The organism is Pseudomonas sp. GW-45 (assembly GCF_056896675.1).
Genome location: NZ_CM167674.1, coordinates 2,641,930 through 2,664,813, shown reverse-complemented (window position 1 = coordinate 2,664,813; position 22,884 = coordinate 2,641,930). Strand labels below are relative to the sequence as shown.

Below are 22,884 nucleotides of genomic sequence, written 5' to 3'. Positions count from 1 at the left end.
CGGTTTCTGAAAACAGGCAATGTCATGGCGCAGCAAGCGACTCCCTACAAGGTTCAACTGAATATCACCGATACCGATCTGGGCGTATACGAGAATGTGCGCATGACGGTTGCCCGCCATCCTTCGGAAACCGAACAGCGGCTGGCTACTCGCATTCTTGCTTATGCGCTGTGGTATCAGGAGCGCCTCGCCTTTGGTCGTGGTTTGTCGGATGTGGACGAAGCGGCGCTGTGGCACAAGAGTCTGGATGACCGGATTGAGCATTGGATTGAGGTCGGTCAACCCGATTCAGATCGCCTGATCTGGTGTTCGCGTCGTGCGGAAAAGGTCTCTCTGCTGGCTTACGGCAACACCAAGGTGTGGGCCACCAAGCAGTTGCCGGCGGTCGCTGGATTGAAGAATGTGAATATTGCCGCCTTGCCGGTCGATGAGCTGGACGCCTTGGCTGCGAATATGGTGCGGACCATCGACTGGGGCGTGATGATCAGCGACGGCGTGCTTTATGTCAGTGACGGTGATGCGCAGCATGAGCTAGCGCTCGAGTGGCTGCAGGGCGAGCGCTGAGTCTTATGCAAATCGAGTCTCGTCAAACGCCTGAAAACCTCCCCGATCTGGGCGATGTGTCGCCGTTGCTGACTCGCCTGTATGCCGCGCGTGGTGTGCAAAGTGCCACCGAACTGGATCGCGGGTTACGCGCGTTGCTGCCTTACCAGCAACTTAGCGGCATTGATGCAGCAGTAGCGGTCTTAAACGCAGCGTTGGCCAAGCAGCAATCCATTCTGATTGTCGGTGATTTTGACGCCGATGGCGCTACTGCAAGCTGTGTGGCGGTGTTGGCGCTGCGCATGCTTGGCGCACAGCATGTTGATTATCTGGTGCCCAATCGTTTCGAGTATGGCTATGGGCTGACACCGGAGATTGTTGAAGTGGCGCTGCAGTGCAGCCCAGATTTGCTGGTCACTGTGGATAACGGGATTTCCAGTATTGACGGCGTGGCTGCGGCCAAGGCAGCCGGGTTGCAGGTGGTGGTGACCGATCACCATTTGCCCGGCGATCAATTACCGCTGGCCGATGCCATCGTTAACCCAAGCCAGCCGGGCTGCAGCTTTCCAAGTAAAGCGATGGCCGGTGTTGGGGTGATTTTTTACGTGATGCTGGCGCTGCGTGCCAGCTTGCGTGACAACGGCTGGTTCGATACGCACGCTGAACCCAATCTGGCTGAGCTGCTGGATTTGGTCGCGCTCGGTACGGTGGCAGACGTGGTGCCGCTGGATGCCAATAATCGGATTTTGGTGCATCAAGGGCTGGCGCGCATTCGTGCGGGCCGCTGTCGCCCCGGCATTCGCGCGTTGCTTGAGGTCGCTGGGCGCCCTGCAGATAAGCTGGTATCCACGGACCTGGGTTTTATTGTTGGCCCGCGCTTGAACGCCGCCGGCCGACTGGATGACATGAGCCTGGGTATCGAGTGCTTGCTGACCGAAGATGAAGGTCTAGCGCTGGAGATGGCGCGTGAGCTGGATGGCATGAACCGTGATCGCAAGGCGATCGAGCGCGACATGCAGCAACAGGCGTTGAAAACGCTGGATGCCATGCAGCTTGATGAAACGGATTTACCCTTTGGACTATGTTTGTACGACGCGGAGTGGCATCAAGGCGTGATCGGTATTTTGGCCTCGCGTTTGAAAGACCGCTTCCACCGCCCGGTGATTGCCTTTGCTGAGGCGGCCGATGGGCAGATAAAAGGCTCAGCACGCTCGGTAGCCGGCTTGCATATCCGCGATGCGCTGGATGCCGTTGCTGCCCAGCACCCGCATTTGATCAGCAAGTTTGGCGGCCACGCCATGGCCGCTGGCTTGTCATTGGCTGCGGAGCATTTTGATGCTTTCCGTGATGCTTTTGATATGGAAGTGCGACGCCAGTTGAGCGCCGCCGACCTCACCGGTCGCCTGCTCTCCGATGGCAGTCTTCTGGATCACGAGTTGTCGATGCAGACCGCAGGAGAACTGCGCGAAGCGGGGCCTTGGGGGCAGCATTTCCCTGAGCCGTTGTTTCAGGGTGAGTTCAAATTGGTGCAGCAACGTTTGGTAGGCGAGCGGCATTTAAAAATGCTGTTGCAGACGCAGACAGGTACTGAGCTTTATGATGCGATCGCCTTCAATATTGACCCTCAATGCTGGCCGAATCCGCAGGTGAGTCGCGTGCGAGTTGCCTATACGCTGGATATCAATGAGTTTCGCGGCCGGCAAAGCTTGCAGTTTATGGTTCGCCACGTGCATGCACTGGGTGAGTAAGTGAACGTTTCTCCTTCTCAATGGGGGGATTGACGACTGGCTTGCTTTCGGCTTTGATGGCGGTACAAAAATGCCAAGTGCGTCACGTTTCAATACGTTGTTTTACTATGGCTCACAAATAATCGCTGATCAAGGAAGTCGCGGGTGCCAGATCTAAAGCAAAAACTGGTAATGATGCAGCGCAGTCTTGGCTTGAGCCCTGACGACATTCGCCAGCGTTTGCGGTTGCTATTGATAGCGGAAGCCGGCTTACCCGCATTGCACGAGAATTTGCGGCAGTTGGATGCGTTGCACCTCGATTGCATTCACACCCTCTTCACTCATCTTGAGCAATTCGATGAGCCCGCCGGAATGCTGCAAGAGCCACAGCGCCTCCTGCAGCTGAAATCGCAGCAACAGCACTATTTTAACCAGATGCTGCGTGGTCCCTATGATCTGCAGTACGCGCGGCTGCGATTGCTGGTGGGCCTAACCCATCAACGTCATGGGTTGGATCTGAAATGGTATCTGGGCGCTTTCCACTTCTATCTTGATTACATGCATACCGCCATCAGGCGCACTTGGGCCGCACAGCCGGAACTTGCCGGGCAGCTATACGCCAGCCTACTTAAGGCGGCTTTTTTTGATATTGGGTTAACGGTAGACAGCTACGCCAGTGCAGACAAAATGGCGTTGCAGTCTAGCCAAGACCGCTACTCAAGAGCTTTGCGTGGCGCCAATGACGGCATTTGGGAATGGCATGTTGAAAATGATCGTCTGCATCTCTCCGACCGATGGTTAGCGATGCTGGGCCTCGACGATCAACGCGCACCTACTACCTTTGAGCATTGGGCCGCGTTGATGCCGGAAGATCAGCGCATAGTGTTCCGCGCTGCGGTGCAGGCCCATCTGGAGGGTCGCCAAGCGTTTTTGCATGTCGAATGCCAGGTGCGGGACAGTTGGGGCCAGTTGGTCTGGGTATTGATTCGGGGCGTGGTCAGCACCGATCTTTACGGCCAACACTTGTTGGCTGGCTCACAGACGGACATCAGCCAGCGCAAGAACGCCGAGCAGGAGCTGGCGCACGCGACTTTACATGACAGCCTGACTGGTCTGCCGAACCGGCAGAGTGCCGGTCAGCTAATCGCCCAAGGGCTACAGCGGCAGACCAAACCAGGCGCACGCCACGCTGCGGTACTGTTTATTGATTTGGACCGCTTCAAGTTGATTAACGATAGCCTGGGTCATCAGACCGGAGATCAGGTACTGATTCAGGTTGCCAAGCGAATTGAACGCTGCCTGCGCCCTGGCGATCATCTATGCCGCTTTGGCGGCGACGAGTTTGTTGTGCTGCTTGATGATATGGCACTGGCGCACGATGCTGAGCTGGTCGCCAAGCGCATTATGCAGGCGCTGCAGTATCCGATCATCGCCGGTTCACGTCGTCTTAGCGTGAGCGTTAGTATTGGCGTGGCGCCGTTAAAAGGTGAAGGTGAAGGACAGGATGCATTGCGCGAAGCCGATTTGGCGTTGTACCGCGCTAAAGCCTTTGGCAAGGCGCAGCTGGCGCTGTATAGCGATAGCCTGCAAGAGGAAGTGCACCAGCGCCTTAACCTGGAAAACGCACTCAGCGAAGCCCTCGCGCGCAAGCAGTTCGAGCTCTATTACCAGCCGATTGTGCAGGTTTCGGCAGGCCGCTCGCATGTGATTGGCGTAGAGGCGTTATTGCGCTGGTGGCAAGGCGAGCGCCTGGTGCCGCCGGATGAGTTCATCCCGGCATTGGAAGAAACCGGCGAGATTGTCGAGGTCGGTGACTGGGTGTTGCAACAGGCTTGCACCCAAGTGCAGCAGTGGCATCAGGATGGCTTGCCTGGTTTGCGCTGCTCGGTAAACCTGTCTAGCCGCCAGCTGCAAGAAGACGGATTTGCGCGACGGGTAGCGGAAATACTGCGCGAAACGGGTTTGCCGGCGGCAAGTCTGGTACTGGAAATTACCGAAAGCCTATTGATGCGCGACGTGCCCGACACGTTGGCGACGTTGCGCGAACTGGAAAGCATGAGTGTGCGTATCGCGCTGGATGATTTCGGTACTGGTTTTTCCTCGCTGGGCTATCTGCACCGTTATCCGCTGCATATCATTAAGGTCGATAAGAGCTTTATCACCAAGGCGCCGGATGACGAACGCCTGAAAGCGATCAGTCGCGCGATTATCGGTCTCGGCCGAGGGCTGAATATGGACGTCATCGCAGAAGGTATCGAGACGCCCGAGCAGATGGACTTCTTGCACACCGAGGGCTGTCACTTAGTTCAGGGGTATTGGTTCAGCCGTCCGCAATCGGCAAGCAATATTCATCCTGTGCTGCTTAAGCTTTCCGCTGCGGCCTATGATTTACCGCCAGCGGAAGCAGTGCTGATAGGCTGAACGCTGCTATAATTTCCCGACATTATAAAAATTGCATTCAGCAAACGAGGTATTTCATGCGGCATTGGTTACTGGCATTCGTTGCGGGTTTTCTGGCGGTTCTCTGTTTTCATCAGGTTGCGCTCGGCTTGCTACATTCGGCAGGTATTGTGCCCTTTGCACCTTTCTCGTTGGCGGCCACTCAACCGCTGGGTGTACCGTCGATACTCTCGGCTAGTTTCTGGGGCGGTATCTGGGGGCTGGCGTTGGTATGGGTGTTGGCGCAGGTGGGTAATAAGCTCATCTGGTTGAAGGCGGCTCTGTTTGGCGGCGTGGCTTTGACTTTAGTGGCCCTAGTCGTGGTATTCCCTCTCAAAGGTTATGGCTTCGATCTGGCGCAGTTGCCGGGCCGCTTTATTATCGGCTTTATCCTTAATGCGTTCTGGGGCGTGGGCACGCTGGTTTTTCTGCGCTGCTTCGGTCGCTAGCACTCTGCTTGCCGGCCGCTGCACTCAGCGGCCGATTTCCGCTACAATGGCGGCTTTTTCCTGCCGGGACGAGTCAACATGGAAATCAATCCGATTCTGAACACCATCAAAGATCTGCGTAGTCGCTCCGAAACTATTCGGGGGTATCTTTGACTACGATCAAAAGCATGAGCGCCTGACCGAAGTTGAACGCGAGCTGGAGGATCCCAGCGTCTGGAATGAGCCCGAACGGGCGCAAAATCTAGGTCGTGAGCGTGCACAGCTGGCGCAGATCGTAGAAACCCTTGATCAGATGAGTAGCGGGCTGGCCGACGCCTCTGAACTGTTGCAAATGGCAGCGGAAGAGGAAGACCAAGGCGCGGTAGACGATGTGGCAGCAGAGCTGGCGCGCCTGCAAGAAGCGCTTGAGAAGTTGGAATTCCGCCGCATGTTCAGCGGCGAGATGGACTCCAGCAATTGTTATATGGATATTCAAGCAGGTTCTGGCGGCACCGAAGCCCAGGACTGGGCAAACATGCTACTGCGCATGTATCTGCGCTGGGCCGATCAGCGCGGCTTTGAGACCGAGATAATTGAGCTGTCTGAAGGTGAAGTGGCTGGCATCAAGAGCGCCACCATTCATATCAAGGGTGAGTATGCCTTTGGCTGGTTGCGCACCGAAATTGGCGTGCACCGTCTGGTGCGCAAAAGCCCCTACGATTCGGGCAATCGTCGTCATACCTCGTTTTCAGCGGTATTTGCCGCGCCGGAAATCGATGATGATATCGAGATCGACATCAACCCTTCGGATCTGCGGATTGATACCTACCGCTCCTCGGGTGCTGGTGGTCAGCACGTAAACACGACTGACTCTGCCGTACGTATTACCCACGTACCGACCAACTCTGTGGTTAGCTGTCAGAATCAACGCTCCCAGCATGCCAACAAAGACACCGCGATGAAGATGTTGCGGGCCAAGTTGTATGAGTTGGAAATGGCCAAGCGCAACCAGGCTGCTCAGGCGCTGGAAGAGACCAAGTCGGACATCGGCTGGGGTCACCAGATTCGCTCTTACGTGCTCGATCAGTCGCGCATCAAAGATTTGCGTACCGGTATCGAAAACAGCAACTGCAACGCAGTGCTGGATGGCGATCTGGACGAGTTTATTGAAGCCAGTTTGAAGCAGGGTCTATAACGGTAGTGATCAGCCTTGCGCTACCTACCTATAGCCAACTTATATTGAATTGATTTTCCGGGATTTGACCGATATGACCGATCAGCAGCAAGACCAGCAAGCTCACCACGAGGAAGAAAACCAGCTCATCGCACTGCGTAAGGCCAAATTGGCTGCCGCACGCGAGAAGGGTGCGGTCTTCCCCAATGATTTTCGCCCCGACAGTTATTGTGGCGATCTGCAGAAGACTTACGCAGACAAGAGCAAGGAAGAGCTGGCTGAAAGCGCTATGCCGGTTAAAGTCGCTGGCCGCATTATGCTCAACCGTGGTGCTTTCATGGTGCTGCAGGATATGACTGGCCGTCTGCAGGTTTACGTTGACCGCAAAGGCTTGCCCGTCGAAACCTTAGAAGATATCAAGCACTGGGATCTGGGCGACATCATCGCTGCTGAAGGGATCATGGCGCGCTCCGGTAAAGGTGATCTGTATGTGCAGATGACGGCCGTCAAGTTGCTGACCAAATCGTTGCGCCCGCTGCCAGATAAGCATCACGGCCTGACGGATACTGAGCTTCGCTACCGTCAGCGCTACGTTGACCTGATCGTTAACGAAGATACCCGCAATACCTTTATGGTGCGGTCGCGGGTGATTGGACATATTCGCAAATTCCTCAATGAGCGCAACTTCCTCGAAGTTGAAACGCCTATGCTGCAGACCATTCCAGGCGGGGCTGCGGCCAAGCCGTTTGAGACGCACCACAATGCGCTGGATTTGCCGATGTTTTTGCGTATTGCGCCTGAGCTGTACCTCAAGCGCTTGGTGGTGGGTGGTTTCGAGCGGGTGTTTGAGATCAACCGCAACTTCCGGAATGAGGGCGTCTCGACCCGGCATAACCCTGAGTTCACCATGTTGGAGTTTTATCAGGCCTACGCCGATTACGAAGACAACATGGATCTGACCGAAGAGCTGTTTCGCGAACTGGCCCAATTGGTACTGGGTAGCACTGATGTACCTTATCAGGGCAAGGTTTTCCACTTTGGCGAACCCTTCGTGCGTCTGTCGGTATTCGACTCCATCCTCAAATACAGCCCTGAGATCACGGCAGCCGACCTTCAGGATATTGACAAAGCCCGCGCTATTGCCAAGAAGGCCGGCGCGGCCGTTAAGGGCTTTGAAGGTTTGGGTAAACTGCAGACGATGATTTTTGAAGAGTTGGTCGAGCACAAGCTGGAGCAACCTACGTTCATTACCCGCTATCCTTTTGAAGTATCACCGCTGGCACGTCGCAGCGATGATGATCCGAGCGTGACCGACCGTTTTGAGTTGTTCATCGGTGGTCGTGAGATTGCTAACGCCTACTCGGAGCTTAACGACGCCGAAGATCAGGCCGAGCGTTTCCACGCGCAAGTTAAGGACAAGGACGCTGGTGACGATGAGGCTATGCACTTTGATGCTGATTTCGTCCGTGCGCTTGAGTTCGGCATGCCACCGACAGCGGGCGAAGGTATCGGCATTGACCGTCTGGTGATGTTGTTGACGGATGCGCCGTCTATACGGGACGTTATTTTGTTCCCCCATATGCGGCCAGAGGCCTGAAACGGCGCAGCTGTTGCAGCGTCCAGCTTTAAGTTTCACGCTAAAAGCGGTTTGTGTGTTTGGATCGATGAGTTTTACTGCGCTATCAGGCGGTCTTCAGGATCGTGAAACGCACGTACTGCTTGCAGCTTAAAGCTAGATGCTTCCAGCTGCGACCGAAGGGAGCCAACCCGTGAAACAGAACGAGCAATACCAACTGGTGATTCGGAGTCTCTCGGACCGCATCGTTGAGGCGCAAGCGCCGATTCGGGTGCTGGATGCGATCAAGTGGGATGATAGTATCCGCGATACCTTCTTTCAAAAGCGCTGCAAGGCGCTTCCGGATGTCACGGCGGATTACTACGCCCAGCGCTCGTTGGGTTATAACCCGGGCGAGCTGCGGCAGGTATTTCAGGATATAGAGCGTGATATAACCCGTCAGCTGGGTACTTTTAACCCGGTTGGGCAAATTATGCGCCGCATGTGCCGCGAATACCGCATGGTGATTCGCATGCTTGAGGCGCGCGGCAACGCAGATTTTGGTTTGATTTCGCAGGAGCTCTATGGCGCAGCCTCAGATGCTTTTCATGCGGGTGATCCCACGCTGACTGATTTGGGCATCGCTTTGAGTGAGTCGTTGAGCAACATTGCTCGTACCGACATCGCCCGCGAGCCCAAAACCATTGCTGCGGCTGACGCGGTGGATATTCTGCAGGGTCGGATGAACGAGGCCTTTCCGGACGATCAGGCAGTGCGCGTGTTTGAGTCTGACGGCATTGTTGCCGACGCCGCCGCTGGCGCGGATTACATCAAAATTCGCAGCGATGCTAAATTCAACCAACGTGATCTGAATATTCTTGCTGTGCACGAGGGTATGGTGCACGTTGCAACCAGCCTGAATGGTCAACATCAACCCATCTGCACCTTCCTGGCCAAGGGGCCACCGTCTTCAACGGTGACTCAAGAAGGCTTGGCCATTCTTATGGAAGTGCTGACCTTTAACTCTTATCCGGCGCGCCTGCGCAAACTGACCGACCGTACCCGTGCAATCCAGATTGCCGAGACCGGCGGTGACTTCATGGATGTGTTTCAGTTCTATCGTGACGAAGGCTACTCGCGCGAAGATGGCTACAACAACGCCAGTCGGGTGTTCCGCGGCTCCAGCAGCAGCGGCCTGCCGTTCACCAAGGATCTGGTGTACCTCAAGGGTTTTATCCTGACCTACAACTACATCCAGCTGGCCGTACGCAAGGGCAAGCTACAGCAGATCCCTTTGCTGTTCTGCGGTAAGACTACCTTGGAAGACATGCGCACCTTGAATCAGTTGGTAGAGGAGGGCTTGGTGGTACCACCTCGTTACTTACCCGCGCCCTTCGCCGATCTGAATGCGTTGAGTGCCTGGATGTGTTTTTCCGGGTTCTTGAATAACCTGAGTCTGGAGCGAGTCGAAGCTGACTACGCCAATATCCTATAACTGGAGCTGTTGATGTCGGAGTCCCAGGAAGTAAGCAAGTTACCGCTCATTTTGACAGCGATTGGTACGGTCATTTTTACCGTACTGGTACTGCATCTTTATGGTTATCTAAGTTTTGTCCAGCCTGAAGAAGGCATGGAGCTGGAAGACTATCGTTTGGTCACCGTTGGTTCGGAAGAGGCTGGTCAGTTACGCAGCAATCCAGCCAAACATGAAGCCGAATGTGTAGACGGCATTTTGGTGTTGCACGCCAGCCACATGAACGGTCTTGCCGGTGTGCTCAAAGACAGCCGTGACCGTGTTGTGCGTTGTATTGAGCAGACAGTACCGGCGGCCAAGTAACCATGGCTGAGCGACGCATTGAGCTGGAGCCAGGTTGGCTGGCGGCACTGGAAGGCGAGTTCTACAAGCCCTACATGCAGTCTCTGAAGGCGTTTTTGCAGGCTGAAAAAACCGCCGGCAAAGTCGTTTATCCGCCGGGGCCGCTGATTTTTAATGCGTTGAACTCAACACCGCTGGATCAAGTCAAGGTGGTGATAATCGGCCAGGACCCTTATCACGGTGATGGTCAAGCACACGGTTTAAGCTTCTCGGTGCCGCCAGGTGTGCGGCCGCCACCGTCGCTGAAAAATATCTTCAAGGAATTGCAGCGCGATCTGGATCTGCCGATTGCGGAGCATGGTTGCCTGCAATCCTGGGCCAGCCAAGGTGTGTTGTTGCTCAATGCGGTGCTTACCGTGGAGCAAGCCAATGCTGGGGCGCATGCCAATCGAGGCTGGGAAGTATTTACCTCAAAGATAATTGAGGTGGTCAGTCAGCAGTATAGTCATCGTGTGTTCATGCTCTGGGGCAACTATGCTCAGCGCAAAGGGCAGCAGATTGACGAGGCACGTCACTGCGTTCTCAAGTCGGTACATCCTTCCCCCTTGTCAGCTCATCGTGGTTTTATCGGTAATGGCCACTTTTCCGCTGCAAACGACTATCTTGTAGAGCAGGGCATGACGCCTGTGGATTGGCGTCTACCCGCTGCCGAGTAATCCCCCTGATTGTCTCTGGAGGTGTTATGGAACATGCATTGCAACCCTACACTGCACTGGTCCCGCGCACAGATAAGTTGGTTGTACAGAAGGTGGGCCACACTGCGTTGGTGACCATCGATAATCCACCGGCCAATACTTGGGATTCGGACACCTTGCACGGTTTGCCTGAGCTGGTCAGGCACCTGACCCGTGACAGCGATATCTATGCATTGGTAATCACCGGGCGCGGCGAACGATTTTTCTCCGCCGGTGCAGACCTGAACATGTTTGCCGATGGCGACCCTGCTCACGCACGAGATATGGCCCGTTTGTTCGGTGAGGCTTTTGAGGCGCTACGGGATTTTACCGGGGTATCCATCGCGGCGATAAACGGTTATGCCTTGGGCGGTGGTTTGGAGTGCGCCTTGGCGTGTGATATTCGGATCGCCGAGCGGCAGGCGCAGCTGGGTTTGCCTGAAACCAGCGTTGGCTTGCTGCCATGTGCTGGCGGAACCCAGGCCTTGGCTTGGCTGGTAGGTGAGGGCTGGGCCAAACGCATGATTCTATGTGGTGAGCAGGTTGACGGCGTGCGTGCCGAGCGAATCGGTTTGGTTGAGGAGTGTGTTGAGCAGGGGCAGGCATTGGGCGTCGCATTACGTCTGGCAGCTCAAGTAGGACGCCAAAGCCCGGCAGCTGTGCGTTATAGCAAGGAGCTGATACAGGGTGCCCGGCAGCAACCGATGAACAGCATGCTGCCGAAAGAGCGCGAGCGCTTTGTTGATCTCTTTGCTCTGGAAGATACTCGCGAAGGTGTTAATGCCTTTCTGAATAAACGCCCGCCACAATGGACGGGAAAATAAGGCGAGTGCAGCGGCTGTTTAACCCAGCAGCTGCATGGCGGCTTCCATCTCGGCGGAGAGATCTTCGTCTTCTTGCTCTTCGCTTGAGTTGAGACCCAGCTTGGCGAAGGAGGCGATGTCGCTCCAATCCATCTGCGCATAGGGATGCGTGCTGCCAGCCAGTGACTGCAGCATGGCCACTTGCACGACGTCGGCGTAGTCCACGCTGCTGGAGTCGCGCTGGAAGTCCAGATGCTCAGTGGGGATGTGGCGCAGCGGCTGAGGGAAGTCCCAGGCCTGCAAAATGCGGTCGCCGAGAATCGGGTGAATTTTTTCGATTACCAGGTTCAGGCTGAATGAATCCCGCAGTAATTGGTTGTTCTCTTCTGCGTAACTAAGAATTGGAAGAACGCCGATTTGGTGTACCAGTCCGCCCAAGGTGGCTTGATCTGGCTTAAGGCGCGTGTAATGACGGCACAACACATGGCTGATACCGGCAACTTCAGTGCTGCGGTTCCAGACTTCACGCATTTTGCGGTCGATCACGTCGGAGGTCGCTTGGAACATCTGTGCCATTGCCAGGCCAGTGGCCAAGTTGGCGGTATAGGTGATACCCATGCGGTTGACGGCCATCGACAGGTCGGTAATTTCCTGGCGGCTGCGCAGTAGCGGACTGTTGACTACTTTGATCAAGCGCGCGCTGAGGGCCGCATCGTTACTGATCTCTTTGACTAAGTGAGGAATGCTGACGTTCGGGTCTTCCGCAGCCTCGCGTACACGTAAGGCCACTTCAGGCAGGGTAGGCAGCACCAGCTGGTCTTTTTCTATCGCCTGGATCAGTTCTTCTTGTACACGTTGTGCCAGATCTGTCATGGGTAGTCCCTTGGTGATTGCTACTGCGCAGCCTCTTCGTTGGCTGTGAGCTCTGATTCGTAGGGCAGGTCGCCGAGCGTTACTAGTGGCCCTTGGCTATCTCCTGCGCTCAATGTGACCGATTGTGCCGCATCTTTCTGCAAAACTGCCAGCATTTCTACTCGCTGGCGTCCCTTGGCTGAAATCACGACTTCGCCTACTGTTTTTCCGCTGTCGCCATTGATGATGGGTGTTCCTGCATCGGGCGGTACGTCGCCTGCCATCAGCAACCGATACATGCGGCGTTTGAGCTTGCCGAGGTATTGCATGCGCGCAACGATTTCCTGCCCGGTGTAACAGCCTTTCTTAAAGCTCACGCCGCCCAGTTGCTGCATGTTCAGCATCTGCGGGATAAAAAGCTCTAGGGTGGGCCCGGTCACTTGGCCGATGCCAGCCTGGATCTGCCTGAGCAGCCAGTGATTGGTGCTATCTGCATTGCTGTGCCGCAGCAATTGATCTGTGACCTCCAGTGCGTTTTCTGCGCTTAACCAGATTTCACAGGCCCCATCGGACAGACGTAGTACGCGCGCGCGAGTTTGTACGCTGAGCTGATTGGCTTCAGCTGGTAGCTGCAATGCAGCGGCGGCAAGGGTTTGCTCTATAGCTTCTCCCCACAACCCAAGACGGATCCAGTGATCGGATTGGTCGCTCAGGGCGGTTTTGAAAAACGCCGCGTATTTGCCGAGGTCTGCCAGCTGCGGTGCTATCAGTTCGCGCGCCATGCTGAGCAAGAAACCGGAGTCTGTGCGCTGAAGGCGAAAGCTGGACTGCATACGCCCCTTAGGGTTGCAGCGTGCGCCAAGCGTGCTCTGATCCGGCGCAAGCTTTGCTGCATCGCAGGTCAACTGGCCTTGCAGAAAACGCTCGGCGTCCTGGCCATCCACCGCGATTACCCCTTCATGCGTCAGCCAGCAGAGGCTGGTGCCAGTGTTCTCGGAGTCGGTGTTGCCAAAGCGCTGGCTTAGCTCGGTGGCGATAGTGGAGAGTGCAGTCATGCCGAAGATTGTTCCCTTTGGGGTTGTTGATACATCATAGGGGCTATGCTGGGTGCTTGTCAGGCGCCGGTGCCGTTATAATGCGGTTTTTGTACTGCAGTTCAATCCTTAGTGTGGAGTTGCCGATGTCGGCCGATATAGAAGTGAAGCGTTTATACTGGCATAGCCGTCGCGGCATGCTGGAGCTTGATGTGTTGTTGATACCTTTTTTACAAGAGGCCTATCCAACGCTGGAAGCCGCTGACAAAGAGCTCTATCGATTGTTGCTGGAATCAGAAGACCAAGACATGTTCGGCTGGTTCATGCAACGCAACGAGCCCGATGACCCTGGTTTGAAGCGCATCGTGAGGATGATATTGGATCGTGTACAGCCAAACTGATTATCTCGTTATGTCTCGCCAGCCATCGCGTTGGTTAGCCGTGTTATTGCTCGCCAGCAGTTTGTTGGCTTGCCTGGCGGTATACCAGAGTGCGCTCAGCCTGTTGCCACGCATTTTGTGTGTTTTGCTGGTGTGCAGTTATGCGCTCTGGATTTGGCCGCGGCAGATTAGCCTCCAGCACCCGCATTCGGTGACCGGGCTGCGGTTTGATAGTGATGGATGGCATATTTTGCGCCGTGATGGCTCGGAGGCTGCGGCGCAATTGCTGGCTGATACCTATGTTAGTGCCATGCTCACAGTGGTGCGGTTACGTGAGCAGGGCCGCTGGCGCGCCGTATTGGTGGTGTTGGCCAGCGACGCGGCGTCGGAAGAGAGCCTGCGTCGCTTGCGTTTGCGCTTACGCTTTAGTCGGCAGCGCTGGGCGGTTGTAGAATAGTATCCAGCGCTTCGTCCAGTTGGCCTGGGTAATCTAGGGTGTAGTGTAGCCCGCGGCTTTCCTGGCGCTGCATGGCCGATTGGATGATCAGGTCGGCCACTTGCGCCAGGTTTCTTAACTCCAAGAGATCCCGGCTGACGCGGTAGTTGCTGTAGAACTCGTGAATTTCCCCGCGCAACATATCCACTCGGTGCTTGGCGCGCTGCAAACGCTTTGACGTGCGCACTATGCCTACGTAATCCCACATAAAGCGGCGTAGCTCATCCCAGTTGTGCGAGATGATGACGTCCTCGTCGGAGTCGGTTACCTGGCTTTCATCCCAGTGCGGCAAATCATGTGGCATATCCACTTGATCAAGCTGCGCGAGGATATCTTTGCTGGCAGAGCGGCCATAAACAATGCACTCCAACAGCGAATTGCTGGCCATGCGGTTGGCGCCATGCAGCCCGGTGAAACTGGTTTCTCCGATGGCATAGAGTTGTTGTACGTCGGTGCGCCCGTTGGGCTCAACCATCACGCCGCCGCAGGTGTAGTGCGCGGCAGGTACCACCGGAATGGGTTCGCGGGTAATGTCGATGCCGAACGCCAGGCAGCGCTCATGCACTGTCGGGAAGTGGCTGCGAATGAAGTCTGCCGGCTTGTGAGTGATGTCGAGGTTCACGCAGTCAAGGCCCAGGCGTTTCATTTCGTGGTCTATAGCGCGCGCCACAATATCGCGCGGCGCCAGCTCGGCGCGCTCATCAAAGCGCGGCATAAAGCGCTCCCCGTTGGGGAGCTTGAGCAGCGCGCCCTCACCGCGCAGGGCCTCGGTGACCAGAAAGCTTTTGGCTTTAGGGTGATATAGGCAAGTTGGGTGGAATTGATTGAACTCCATATTGGCCACCCTGCAGCCGGCTCGCCATGCCATGGCGATACCGTCGCCTGAGGCGCTGTCTGGATTGCTGGTGTAGAGATAAACCTTGCTGGCGCCGCCGGTGGCCAGCACGGTAAAGCGCGCAGCGACTGTTTCCACATGACCGTTGGAACGGTTGAGGATATAGGCGCCAAGGCATCGGTTACCGGGGCGTCCCAGCTTCTGCGTAGTGATTAGGTCGACCGCGACGCGATTGTCCAGCAGCTCGATATTGCTGTGGGCTTCGGCGCGTTTTAGCAGCGTGTTGAAAATAGCGGCACCAGTGGCGTCAGCCGCGTGGATGATGCGCCTGTGGCTGTGGCCGCCTTCACGGGTAAGGTGAAAATCATCTGCCTCGCTGCCATCCTCGCGTCGCTCGCGGGTGAAAGGTACGCCTTGTTCAACCAGCCAGCCAATAGCATCGCGACTGTCACCGACTATTTGCCTTACTGCGTCTTCGTGGCAAAGCCCACCGCCGGCAATCAGGGTGTCTTGTACGTGAGCGTCTACGGTATCGCTGTCATCCAGCACCGCGGCCACTCCGCCTTGAGCCCAGAAAGTAGAGCCTTCTGATAGTTGACCCTTGCTGAGCACTGCCACCCGCAGGTTGCTGGCCAGATGTAGAGCAAGCGTGAGACCGGCAGCGCCGCTACCAATCACCAGTACGTCATATTCCTGTTGCTGCGTCATAATCTCTCGTCTTGCCATTGGCGGGCGCAAAATGCGCGGTCACGACGACCTAGTATATAGAAGCTGTCTGCCTCACAATACTGCCTGCCGCCAGTCTCATCGCGGTCTGCCGGCCTGGTTCTAGCTCAATGATGGCTATTTGCATATCATGGTGGAACTTTTTGCAGCAAGCCGGCTCCTATTTTCGTGCCTGAGTGAGGGGAGAACTTTTGGTTACATCTTGGGTCTACCATAGCAACGTAGTCGGGTTGCCCTGTGAATTACCGGGGCGACGACATGACTGAGCAGAGCGACCAGCAGTTGGTCGAACGTGTTCAGAAAGGTGATAAACGAGCTTTTGATCTGCTGGTATTGAAGTATCAGCATAAAATTCTGGCCTTGGTCACGCGCTTTGTGCATGACACGCACGAGGCTCAGGATGTTGCTCAGGAAGCGTTTATCAAAGCTTACCGAGCATTGCCGAATTTTCGCGGCGATAGCGCGTTTTACACTTGGCTGTACCGTATTGCGATCAATACGGCCAAGAATTATTTGGTGGCGCGCAATCGGCGTCCACCGGATTCCGACATAGCGGCGGATGAAGCAGAGTTCTATGAGGGTGACAGCATTCTCAAGGATATTCATTCGCCAGAACGCGAGATGTTGTGCAATGAGATTGAACAAGTAGTCAATCGCACACTCTTACAATTGCCGGATGATTTAAGAACGGCTTTGACCTTGCGGGAATTTGAAGGTTTGAGCTACGAAGATATTGCCAATGTGATGTCTTGCCCAGTCGGTACCGTAAGGTCCCGGATTTTTAGGGCTCGAGAAGCAATAGATAAAGCACTGAAGCCCTTATTGGAAGATTGATGGGTATTCAGCAGCGTAACGCAGCGAGCCCCTTGGGCCATTAGCAGAGGTACAGCGATGAGAAGCGAAATCTTGCAGGAGTCTCTTTCCGCCCTCATGGATAACGAGGCTGACGATCTGGAAGTGCGCCGTGTTCTGCAGGCCACTGCTCAGGATTCCGCTCTACGTGGCACTTGGGGGCGCTATCAGATGGCGCGTTCTGTGCTGCATAAAGAGCATTGGCAGCCTTCAGTGGGTAGCTCGGTAGATTTAACTGCCGGCATAGCTGCCGCTCTGCGCGATGAGCCTGAGCTGCAAATGCAAGCTGAATCAGCTGCGCCAGTGCGCTCAGGCTTGTGGCGCAACATGACACGAGTTGCCGTTGCTGCATCGGTAACCATGGCTGTGCTGGTTGGCGTTCGCATGGTTAACCAAGGCGATGTGCCACAGCAGCAAACCTTGGCTGCGACTGAGTCTGTTGTCGCTCCCAGTTTTGCCGCGACGGGCAGTGCTGCTCATTCCGGTGCTGTGTTGGCTGGTTACTCACAACAGCCAGGCGTGAGTGCTGAGCCTATATCGTCTGCGCAAGCTCCTTCTGCTTGGCATGAGCAGCGTATTGGTCGCTATCTGCGCGAGCACGCCGAAAATAGTGCGCAGTTTTCATCGCCTCAGCTGGTTCCTTACGCACGTGCGGCCAGCATAGAAGGACGATAGTTGTGATAGCAAAGCGCACTTTGGGCTGTTGTTACATCGCAGCCCTTCTGGTCTCGCCGGCGGCACTGGCGAATGACGCCGGAAGCTGGCTGCAGCGAATGTCAGAAGCCGGCAGCCAAGTGAGCTATAAAGGAGCGTTCGTTTACGAGCGCTCCGGTAGTTTTTCTACTCATCAGGTGTGGCACCAAACAGCTAATAATGTGGTTACCGAAAGGCTGCTACAGGCTGATGGCGAACCCCATGAGTGGGTGCGCCGTGATGGGCACGTACAGTGCGCTAGTTCTTATTCCGCAGGCCCGATCTGGGACGCTTCTTCGCAACCTGCGCAAGACCCCGAATTGCTTGAACAGTGGTATTCCCTCGAACTCCTCGGCACAACACGTGTTGCTGGACGTGCGGCCACCGTCGTGGCAATTAAACCGCGGGACGAATATCGCTACGCCTATGAGTTGTATCTCGACAGTGATACTGGCCTCTTGCTCAAGTCGTTGGTAATTAACGAACGCGCCACGTTGCTAGAGCGCTTTCAGTTTACCGACCTTTCCTACAAAGATATCCCTGACTCAAGCGTGGCACCCGGCTCCGGTTGCTTGCAAGTTGACGTTACCCTGAAAAGCCAAGAAAACAGCAACGACAAAAGTTGGCAGCCTGGCTGGCTACCACCGGGTTTCACCGGAGGAGAGCAAGATGTTCGTGCGTTCTCTGTTGATGAAGAGCCCGTATCCAGTCGTGTTTACACGGATGGCATGGCGCGGTTCACTGTTTTCGTCGAACCGCTTGGCGAAGAACGGCTAGCGGACGATTTGCGTGCCCAGCTTGGGCCTACTGTTGCAGTAAGTCGCAAACTTAAGGCTAAAGATGGCGCGTTTTTGGCTACTGTGGTGGGTGAAATTCCACCCGCAGCAGCTGAACGTATCGCGGCCTCCTTTGCCCAGCCAGCGGAGTCTGTGCAGTGATTGAGGAGCGTGGCCGGGTTCTCAGTATGGAATCGGGCGCGGTCTGGGTAACGACTATTCGTTCCAGTACCTGCGGCAGTTGCCAGGCTAAGGCCGGTTGTGGGCACGCGTTACTACAGAAACTAGGCACACGTTCGTCCCAGGGATTTGTTCGGGCATTGACCGAACAAACTTGGCAGATAGGCGAAGAGGTGATTATCGGCGTGCCCGAGAATGCCGTGGTGCGCAGCGCCATGTGGGCTTATTTGGTACCGTTGGTTGGTTTGTTTACTGCTGCGCTCACAGCGCAAGCCTTAGGTTGCTCAGAACCAATGATGATTTTGCTTGCGGCGGTAGGTTTGCTTGCAGGCTTTGCAGTAGTGCGTTGGCACGACCGTAAGGTACAGCAGGATCCGCAGTTGCATCCTCAAGTTATTGCCCGCGCTAGCCCTTCGGTGGTGCTGGTGTCAGCACACCAAGAAGACTGGTAAGGCTTTAGGTTTTCTCGATTTTTCATCAGGAGAAAAAACGCATATGTTGTCAGCACGACGTTGGGTAGCAGCTACTGCAGGTGCCGTTCTACTGGGATGGCAATCACTGGTTTTGGCGGTGGATTTACCAGACTTTACCGAGTTGGTAGAGGAGGCTTCTCCCGCTATTGTTAATATCAGCACCAAGCAGAACCCCTCGGCCACTCCGGCCGGCGGAGTGCAAAGCATGCCTGATATGGAAGGTATGCCGCCTTTGTTTCGCGAGTTCTTTGAGCGCAGCTTTCCTCAGTCACCTTCACCTCGTGAGCATCAGGCGCCGCAATCACTCGGCTCGGGCTTTATTATCTCTAAAGATGGTTATGTGCTGACCAATAATCATGTCATCGCGGATGCGGATGAAATTTACGTGCGCTTGTCTGATCGCCGGGAAATGGAAGCCAAGCTGGTTGGCGCTGATCCGCGCTCTGATTTGGCGTTATTGAAAATTGATGCTGGCGATGATTTGCCGGTGGTCAAAATAGGCAAGTCTGCCGACCTCAAACCCGGCGAGTGGGTGCTGGCGATTGGCTCTCCGTTCGGTTTCGACTATTCGGTAACTCAGGGTATTGTGAGTGCGAAAGGGCGCAGCCTACCTAACGAAAATTATGTCCCTTTTATTCAGACTGATGTGGCAATCAACCCCGGTAACTCGGGCGGCCCGCTGTTCAATCTTGACGGTGAAGTGGTGGGTATTAACTCACAGATATTCACCCGTTCAGGCGGGTTTATGGGGCTTTCCTTTGCTATTCCCATGGATGTGGCGATGGATGTAGTCGAGCAGCTCAAGGCAACGGGTAGCGTGCAGCGCGGCTGGTTGGGTGTAGTGATTCAGGAGATCAACAAGGATCTTGCTGAGTCGTTTGAGCTGCCTAAGCCTGCTGGTGCGTTGGTTGCGCAAATCATGCCTGGCGGCCCTGCAGACAAAGGCGGTTTGAAAGTGGGTGACGTGATCATGGCGTTCAACGGCCAGGAAATTAACCGCTCATCCGACCTACCACACGCCGTTGGCCGTGTTCGCCCGGGCAGTGACGCAAGCATGGTTGTGATGCGCGACAAATCACGCAAAACCTTGACCATGACGATCGGTAGCCTGCCTGAAGACGATAATATCGCAGCCTTGGATGATGCCGAGTCACAGGCGCCATCCAAGACGGATAACCGCTTGGGTGTCAGTGTGGTCGAGCTCAGCGCCGAGCAGAAGAAAAATCTGGATATTCACACGGGCGTTGTCGTGCGAGAGGTAACCAAAGGGCCGGGTGCGATGGTCGGTTTGCGTGCGGGCGATATTATCACCAACTTGGATAACCAATCGGTCGACTCAGTTGCCAGCTTCGAAAGTATTGCCAAGGATTTGCCGAGCAACCGTTCGGTATCCATGCGGGTGATCCGCCAGGGTCGTGCCAGCTACATTACCTTCCGCTTGTCCGAGTAATTTGGACTCTCGCAGTATCCGCTGGGCGGCGTTTTTTGCGTCTGCCAGCGGCTAGCGCTGTGATAGCACCGCCTTCTGTAATCAGGTACACTCGCCGGCTGTTTTCGGGGGATTTTTGCCCCGCCCTTCGCCATATCTGGCAACTACGTCTGGATGATCCGCGCTGTGAGTGACCTGAGCTTAATACGTAATTTTTCCATCATTGCCCATATCGACCACGGAAAATCGACCCTGGCTGATCGATTTATCCAGATTTGTGGTGGCTTGAGCGAGCGTGAAATGGAGGCTCAGGTACTGGATTCAATGGATCTGGAACGTGAGCGCGGTATTACCATTAAGGCGCACAGCGTTACGCTTTATTACACAGCTAAAGACGGAAAAACGTATCAGCTGAACTTTATTGACACTCCTGGCCACGTCGATTTTCACTACGAAGTCAGCCGATCTTTGGCGGCTTGTGAAGGGGCGTTGTTGGTTGTCGATGCGGCGCAAGGTGTTGAAGCGCAGTCGGTGGCGAACTGCTATACCGCGATCGAGCAGGGCCTAGAGGTCATGCCGGTGCTAAATAAGATCGACCTGCCGCAGGCTGAGCCAGAGCGCGTGAAGGCCGAGATCGAAAGCGTGATTGGTATTGATGCTACTGATGCGGTGTCGTGCAGCGCCAAGAGCGGTATCGGTGTAGAGGACGTGCTCGAAGCGCTGATCAAGGCTATTCCTGCACCCGAAGGCGAGATTCAAGCACCGCTACAAGCGTTGATTATCGACTCCTGGTTCGACAACTATCTTGGCGTCGTGTCCTTGGTCCGGGTTAAGCATGGCCGCATCAAGAAGGGTGACAAAGTGTTGGTGAAGTCCACTGGCAAACTGCATCAAGTCGACAGCGTTGGTGTATTCAACCCCAAGCACTCTGAAACCGCGGATCTGAAAGCTGGCGAAGTGGGCTTCATCATTGCTGGCATCAAGGATATTCATGGCGCTCCAGTGGGCGACACTCTGACGCTTGCTGCCACCCCTGATGTCGACATGCTGCCGGGCTTTAAAAAGGTCAAACCGCAGGTTTACGCTGGTTTGTTCCCGGTCAGCTCGGACGATTTCGAAGATTTCCGTGAGGCACTGCAAAAGCTGACGCTGAACGATGCTGCGTTGCAGTTTGAGCCGGAAAGCTCGGAAGCACTCGGTTTTGGTTTCCGCATTGGCTTCCTTGGCATGCTGCATATGGAGATTATTCAAGAGCGGCTGGAGCGTGAGTACGATCTTGATCTGATTACAACGGCGCCAACGGTTGTGTTCGAGGTGCTGAAAAAGGACGGTGGGCTTATCTACGTTGATAACCCCTCGCACTTGCCGGATCCATCTATGATTCAAGAGATGCGCGAGCCTATCGTGCGGGCTAATATTCTGGTGCCACAGGATCATCTCGGCAGCGTTATTACCCTATGTATCGATAAGCGCGGCGTGCAGCACGACATGATATTTCTCGGCACCCAGGTTCAGGTTATCTATGATCTGCCGATGAATGAGGTGGTACTTGATTTCTTCGACCGCCTTAAGTCGGTTAGCCGTGGTTATGCCTCACTTGATTATAGCTTTGACCGTTTTCAGTCGGCCAATTTGGTGCGTCTGGATGTGATGATTAATGGCGAAAAGGTCGACGCCTTGGCGTTGATCGTGCACCGTGAGGCGGCGGCCTCTAAAGGTCGTCAGCTGGTTGAGAAAATGCGCGAACTGATTCCTCGGCAGATGTTCGATGTGGCTATTCAAGCGGCGATGGGTGGCCAGATTGTGGCGCGCTCAACGGTCAAAGCATTGCGCAAGAACGTAATTGCCAAATGCTATGGTGGTGATGCCAGCCGCAAGAAAAAGCTGCTTGAAAAGCAGAAGGCCGGTAAGAAACGCATGAAGCAGGTAGGTAACGTAGAAATTCCGCAGGATGCCTTCCTCGCGGTGCTTAAGGTAGACAACTAGGGGCGTTAAGCGTACACGATGATGCATATCAACTTCCCGCTGGTGCTGGTTCTGGCCGTCGCTATCAGCGGTTTTCTTGCTTTGATCGATTTGTTGTTTCTTGCTCCGCGTCGCCGTCGTGCGATCGCTAATTACGAGTCTCAGGTCGATGTGGGAGACCCGCAAACCGTTGAGAAACTGAACAAGGAGCCGCTGCTAGTTGAGTACGGCAAGTCCTTTTTCCCGGTATTGGCCGTCGTTCTGGTACTGCGCTCTTTTCTGGTCGAGCCTTTCCAAATCCCTTCTGGTTCAATGAAGCCTACCTTGCAAGTAGGTGACTTCATTCTGGTTAACAAGTTTGCTTATGGCATTCGCTTGCCGGTTGCCGACGTCAAGGTTATCCCTATTGGTGACCCGCAGCGTGGCGATGTTATGGTCTTTCGTTACCCTAACGATCCGACTATCAACTACATCAAGCGAGTCGTGGGTTTGCCAGGCGATCATATCCGCTATGCGGATAAACAACTTTACGTGAACGGCAAAAAGGTTGAGCACGAGTTGGTTGATATCATCTCTGATGATGAAGTGCCGGCGGGCCACCCGTTGCAGGCTTTGGCGAATGCGGCTATATATCGTGAGCAACTGGGTGAAGCCAGTCATATGATTCGTCAGAAGCAGTTGTCGCAAACGCCGCCGGAAAAAGAGTGGACGGTGCCCGCAGGGCACTACTTCATGATGGGTGACAATCGCGACAATTCAAACGACAGTCGTTATTGGCACGCCGACGATATGCCCAGAGAGTTGTGGGGAATGGTCCCGGACAACTATATTGTGGGTAAGGCCTTTGCAGTTTGGATGCACTGGCCGGAACCCAAGCTGAGCAATCTGCCGAGTTTTTCCAGTGTAGCCTTGATCCACTAAAGATCGGGTGGCAGTTGTCAACATAACATCAACAACGGACGTACGAGGTTATT

Annotated in this window: 22 protein-coding genes; 19 read left to right on the top strand and 3 right to left on the bottom strand. The window is 55.0% G+C overall.

Translation table 11 applies throughout. The annotated features are described in order from the left end of the window. Positions 1–24: 24 nt before the first annotated feature. The 10 genes from AC1XYH_RS12235 to AC1XYH_RS12190 all read left to right on the top strand — a co-directional run bounded on the left by AC1XYH_RS12235 (position 25) and on the right by AC1XYH_RS12190 (position 11,240). Positions 25–564: a YaeQ family protein gene (locus tag AC1XYH_RS12235; RefSeq protein WP_483323450.1), complete on the top strand. Its 540-nt coding sequence runs from the start codon at positions 25–27 to the stop codon at positions 562–564. Positions 565–569: 5 nt separating this feature from the next. Further along, positions 570–2,291, top strand: a complete 1,722-nt coding sequence (recJ, locus tag AC1XYH_RS12230) for a single-stranded-DNA-specific exonuclease RecJ (protein WP_483323449.1) — start codon at positions 570–572, stop codon at positions 2,289–2,291. 144 nt (positions 2,292–2,435) lie between these two features. Then, positions 2,436–4,691 (top strand): EAL domain-containing protein, encoded by a 2,256-nt coding sequence (locus AC1XYH_RS12225; protein ID WP_483323448.1) that lies wholly within the window; start codon positions 2,436–2,438, stop codon positions 4,689–4,691. Between the two features lie 56 nt (positions 4,692–4,747). Next, positions 4,748–5,158 (top strand): hypothetical protein, encoded by a 411-nt coding sequence (locus AC1XYH_RS12220; protein WP_483323447.1) that lies wholly within the window; start codon positions 4,748–4,750, stop codon positions 5,156–5,158. A 78-nt stretch (positions 5,159–5,236) separates the two neighbouring features. Then, a protein-coding gene (gene prfB, locus AC1XYH_RS12215) for a peptide chain release factor 2 (protein WP_483323446.1) occupies positions 5,237–6,332 on the top strand; the annotation gives its coding sequence in 2 pieces (ribosomal slippage) (positions 5,237–5,308 and positions 5,310–6,332; 1,095 coding nt in all). A 73-nt stretch (positions 6,333–6,405) separates the two neighbouring features. After that, the gene (gene lysS, locus AC1XYH_RS12210; protein WP_483323445.1) at positions 6,406–7,908 is read left to right on the top strand and encodes a lysine--tRNA ligase; all 1,503 of its coding nucleotides are present in this window, start codon (positions 6,406–6,408) and stop codon (positions 7,906–7,908) included. Between the two features lie 139 nt (positions 7,909–8,047). After that, positions 8,048–9,361 carry a flavohemoglobin expression-modulating QEGLA motif protein gene (locus AC1XYH_RS12205; RefSeq protein ID WP_483323444.1) on the top strand — a complete coding sequence of 438 codons (1,314 nt, stop codon included), beginning with the start codon at positions 8,048–8,050 and terminating at the stop codon, positions 9,359–9,361. A gap of 12 nt (positions 9,362–9,373) precedes the next feature. Next, positions 9,374–9,703, top strand: coding sequence for a PA3694 family proteiin (locus AC1XYH_RS12200; protein WP_483323443.1), 330 nt, complete (start codon positions 9,374–9,376; stop codon positions 9,701–9,703). Between the two features lie 2 nt (positions 9,704–9,705). Beyond that, positions 9,706–10,398, top strand: coding sequence for a uracil-DNA glycosylase (gene ung, locus AC1XYH_RS12195; protein ID WP_483323442.1), 693 nt, complete (start codon positions 9,706–9,708; stop codon positions 10,396–10,398). A gap of 26 nt (positions 10,399–10,424) precedes the next feature. Further along, on the top strand, positions 10,425–11,240 hold the full coding sequence (locus AC1XYH_RS12190) for an enoyl-CoA hydratase (protein WP_483323441.1): 816 nt from the start codon (positions 10,425–10,427) through the stop codon (positions 11,238–11,240). An 18-nt stretch (positions 11,241–11,258) separates the two neighbouring features. On the opposite strand, the gene AC1XYH_RS12185 is transcribed toward AC1XYH_RS12190, so the two are convergent. Continuing rightward, complete coding sequence (locus tag AC1XYH_RS12185) at positions 11,259–12,092, bottom strand: HDOD domain-containing protein (protein ID WP_483323440.1); 834 nt, start codon at positions 12,090–12,092, stop codon at positions 11,259–11,261. Between the two features lie 20 nt (positions 12,093–12,112). Beyond that, positions 12,113–13,126 carry a CAF17-like 4Fe-4S cluster assembly/insertion protein YgfZ gene (gene ygfZ / locus AC1XYH_RS12180; RefSeq protein WP_483323439.1) on the bottom strand — a complete coding sequence of 338 codons (1,014 nt, stop codon included), beginning with the start codon at positions 13,124–13,126 and terminating at the stop codon, positions 12,113–12,115. 125 nt (positions 13,127–13,251) lie between these two features. Between ygfZ and AC1XYH_RS12175 the strand changes: the two genes are divergently transcribed. After that, positions 13,252–13,506, top strand: a complete 255-nt coding sequence (locus AC1XYH_RS12175; RefSeq protein WP_483323438.1) for an FAD assembly factor SdhE — start codon at positions 13,252–13,254, stop codon at positions 13,504–13,506. Continuing rightward, positions 13,490–13,942, top strand: coding sequence for a protein YgfX (locus tag AC1XYH_RS12170; protein WP_483323437.1), 453 nt, complete (start codon positions 13,490–13,492; stop codon positions 13,940–13,942). Before AC1XYH_RS12175 ends, AC1XYH_RS12170 begins: the two co-directional genes overlap by 17 nt. Here AC1XYH_RS12170 and nadB read toward each other — a convergent pair. Beyond that, complete coding sequence (gene nadB / locus AC1XYH_RS12165) at positions 13,911–15,524, bottom strand: L-aspartate oxidase (RefSeq protein WP_483323436.1); 1,614 nt, start codon at positions 15,522–15,524, stop codon at positions 13,911–13,913. The two genes, AC1XYH_RS12170 and nadB, sit on opposite strands and share 32 nt — an antisense overlap. A gap of 276 nt (positions 15,525–15,800) precedes the next feature. On the opposite strand from nadB, the gene rpoE reads away from it, so the two are divergent. The 7 genes from rpoE to lepB all read left to right on the top strand — a co-directional run bounded on the left by rpoE (position 15,801) and on the right by lepB (position 22,831). Next, positions 15,801–16,376, top strand: coding sequence for an RNA polymerase sigma factor RpoE (rpoE, locus tag AC1XYH_RS12160; protein WP_483323435.1), 576 nt, complete (start codon positions 15,801–15,803; stop codon positions 16,374–16,376). 57 nt (positions 16,377–16,433) lie between these two features. Continuing rightward, the gene (locus tag AC1XYH_RS12155; protein ID WP_483323434.1) at positions 16,434–17,069 is read left to right on the top strand and encodes a sigma-E factor negative regulatory protein; all 636 of its coding nucleotides are present in this window, start codon (positions 16,434–16,436) and stop codon (positions 17,067–17,069) included. Positions 17,070–17,167: 98 nt separating this feature from the next. Then, entirely contained in the window at positions 17,168–18,025 is an 858-nt protein-coding gene (locus AC1XYH_RS12150; RefSeq protein WP_483323433.1) for a MucB/RseB C-terminal domain-containing protein, read from the top strand. After that, positions 18,022–18,495, top strand: a complete 474-nt coding sequence (locus AC1XYH_RS12145) for a SoxR reducing system RseC family protein (protein ID WP_483323432.1) — start codon at positions 18,022–18,024, stop codon at positions 18,493–18,495. Before AC1XYH_RS12150 ends, AC1XYH_RS12145 begins: the two co-directional genes overlap by 4 nt. Positions 18,496–18,538: 43 nt before the next feature. Further along, a complete protein-coding gene (locus AC1XYH_RS12140; RefSeq protein WP_483323431.1) occupies positions 18,539–19,966 on the top strand; it encodes a DegQ family serine endoprotease in 1,428 nt (475 codons plus the stop codon). A 165-nt stretch (positions 19,967–20,131) separates the two neighbouring features. Further along, a complete protein-coding gene (gene lepA / locus AC1XYH_RS12135) occupies positions 20,132–21,931 on the top strand; it encodes a translation elongation factor 4 (RefSeq protein ID WP_483323430.1) in 1,800 nt (599 codons plus the stop codon). 21 nt (positions 21,932–21,952) lie between these two features. Continuing rightward, positions 21,953–22,831: a signal peptidase I gene (gene lepB / locus AC1XYH_RS12130; RefSeq protein WP_483326376.1), complete on the top strand. Its 879-nt coding sequence runs from the start codon at positions 21,953–21,955 to the stop codon at positions 22,829–22,831. Positions 22,832–22,884 lie beyond the last annotated feature (53 nt).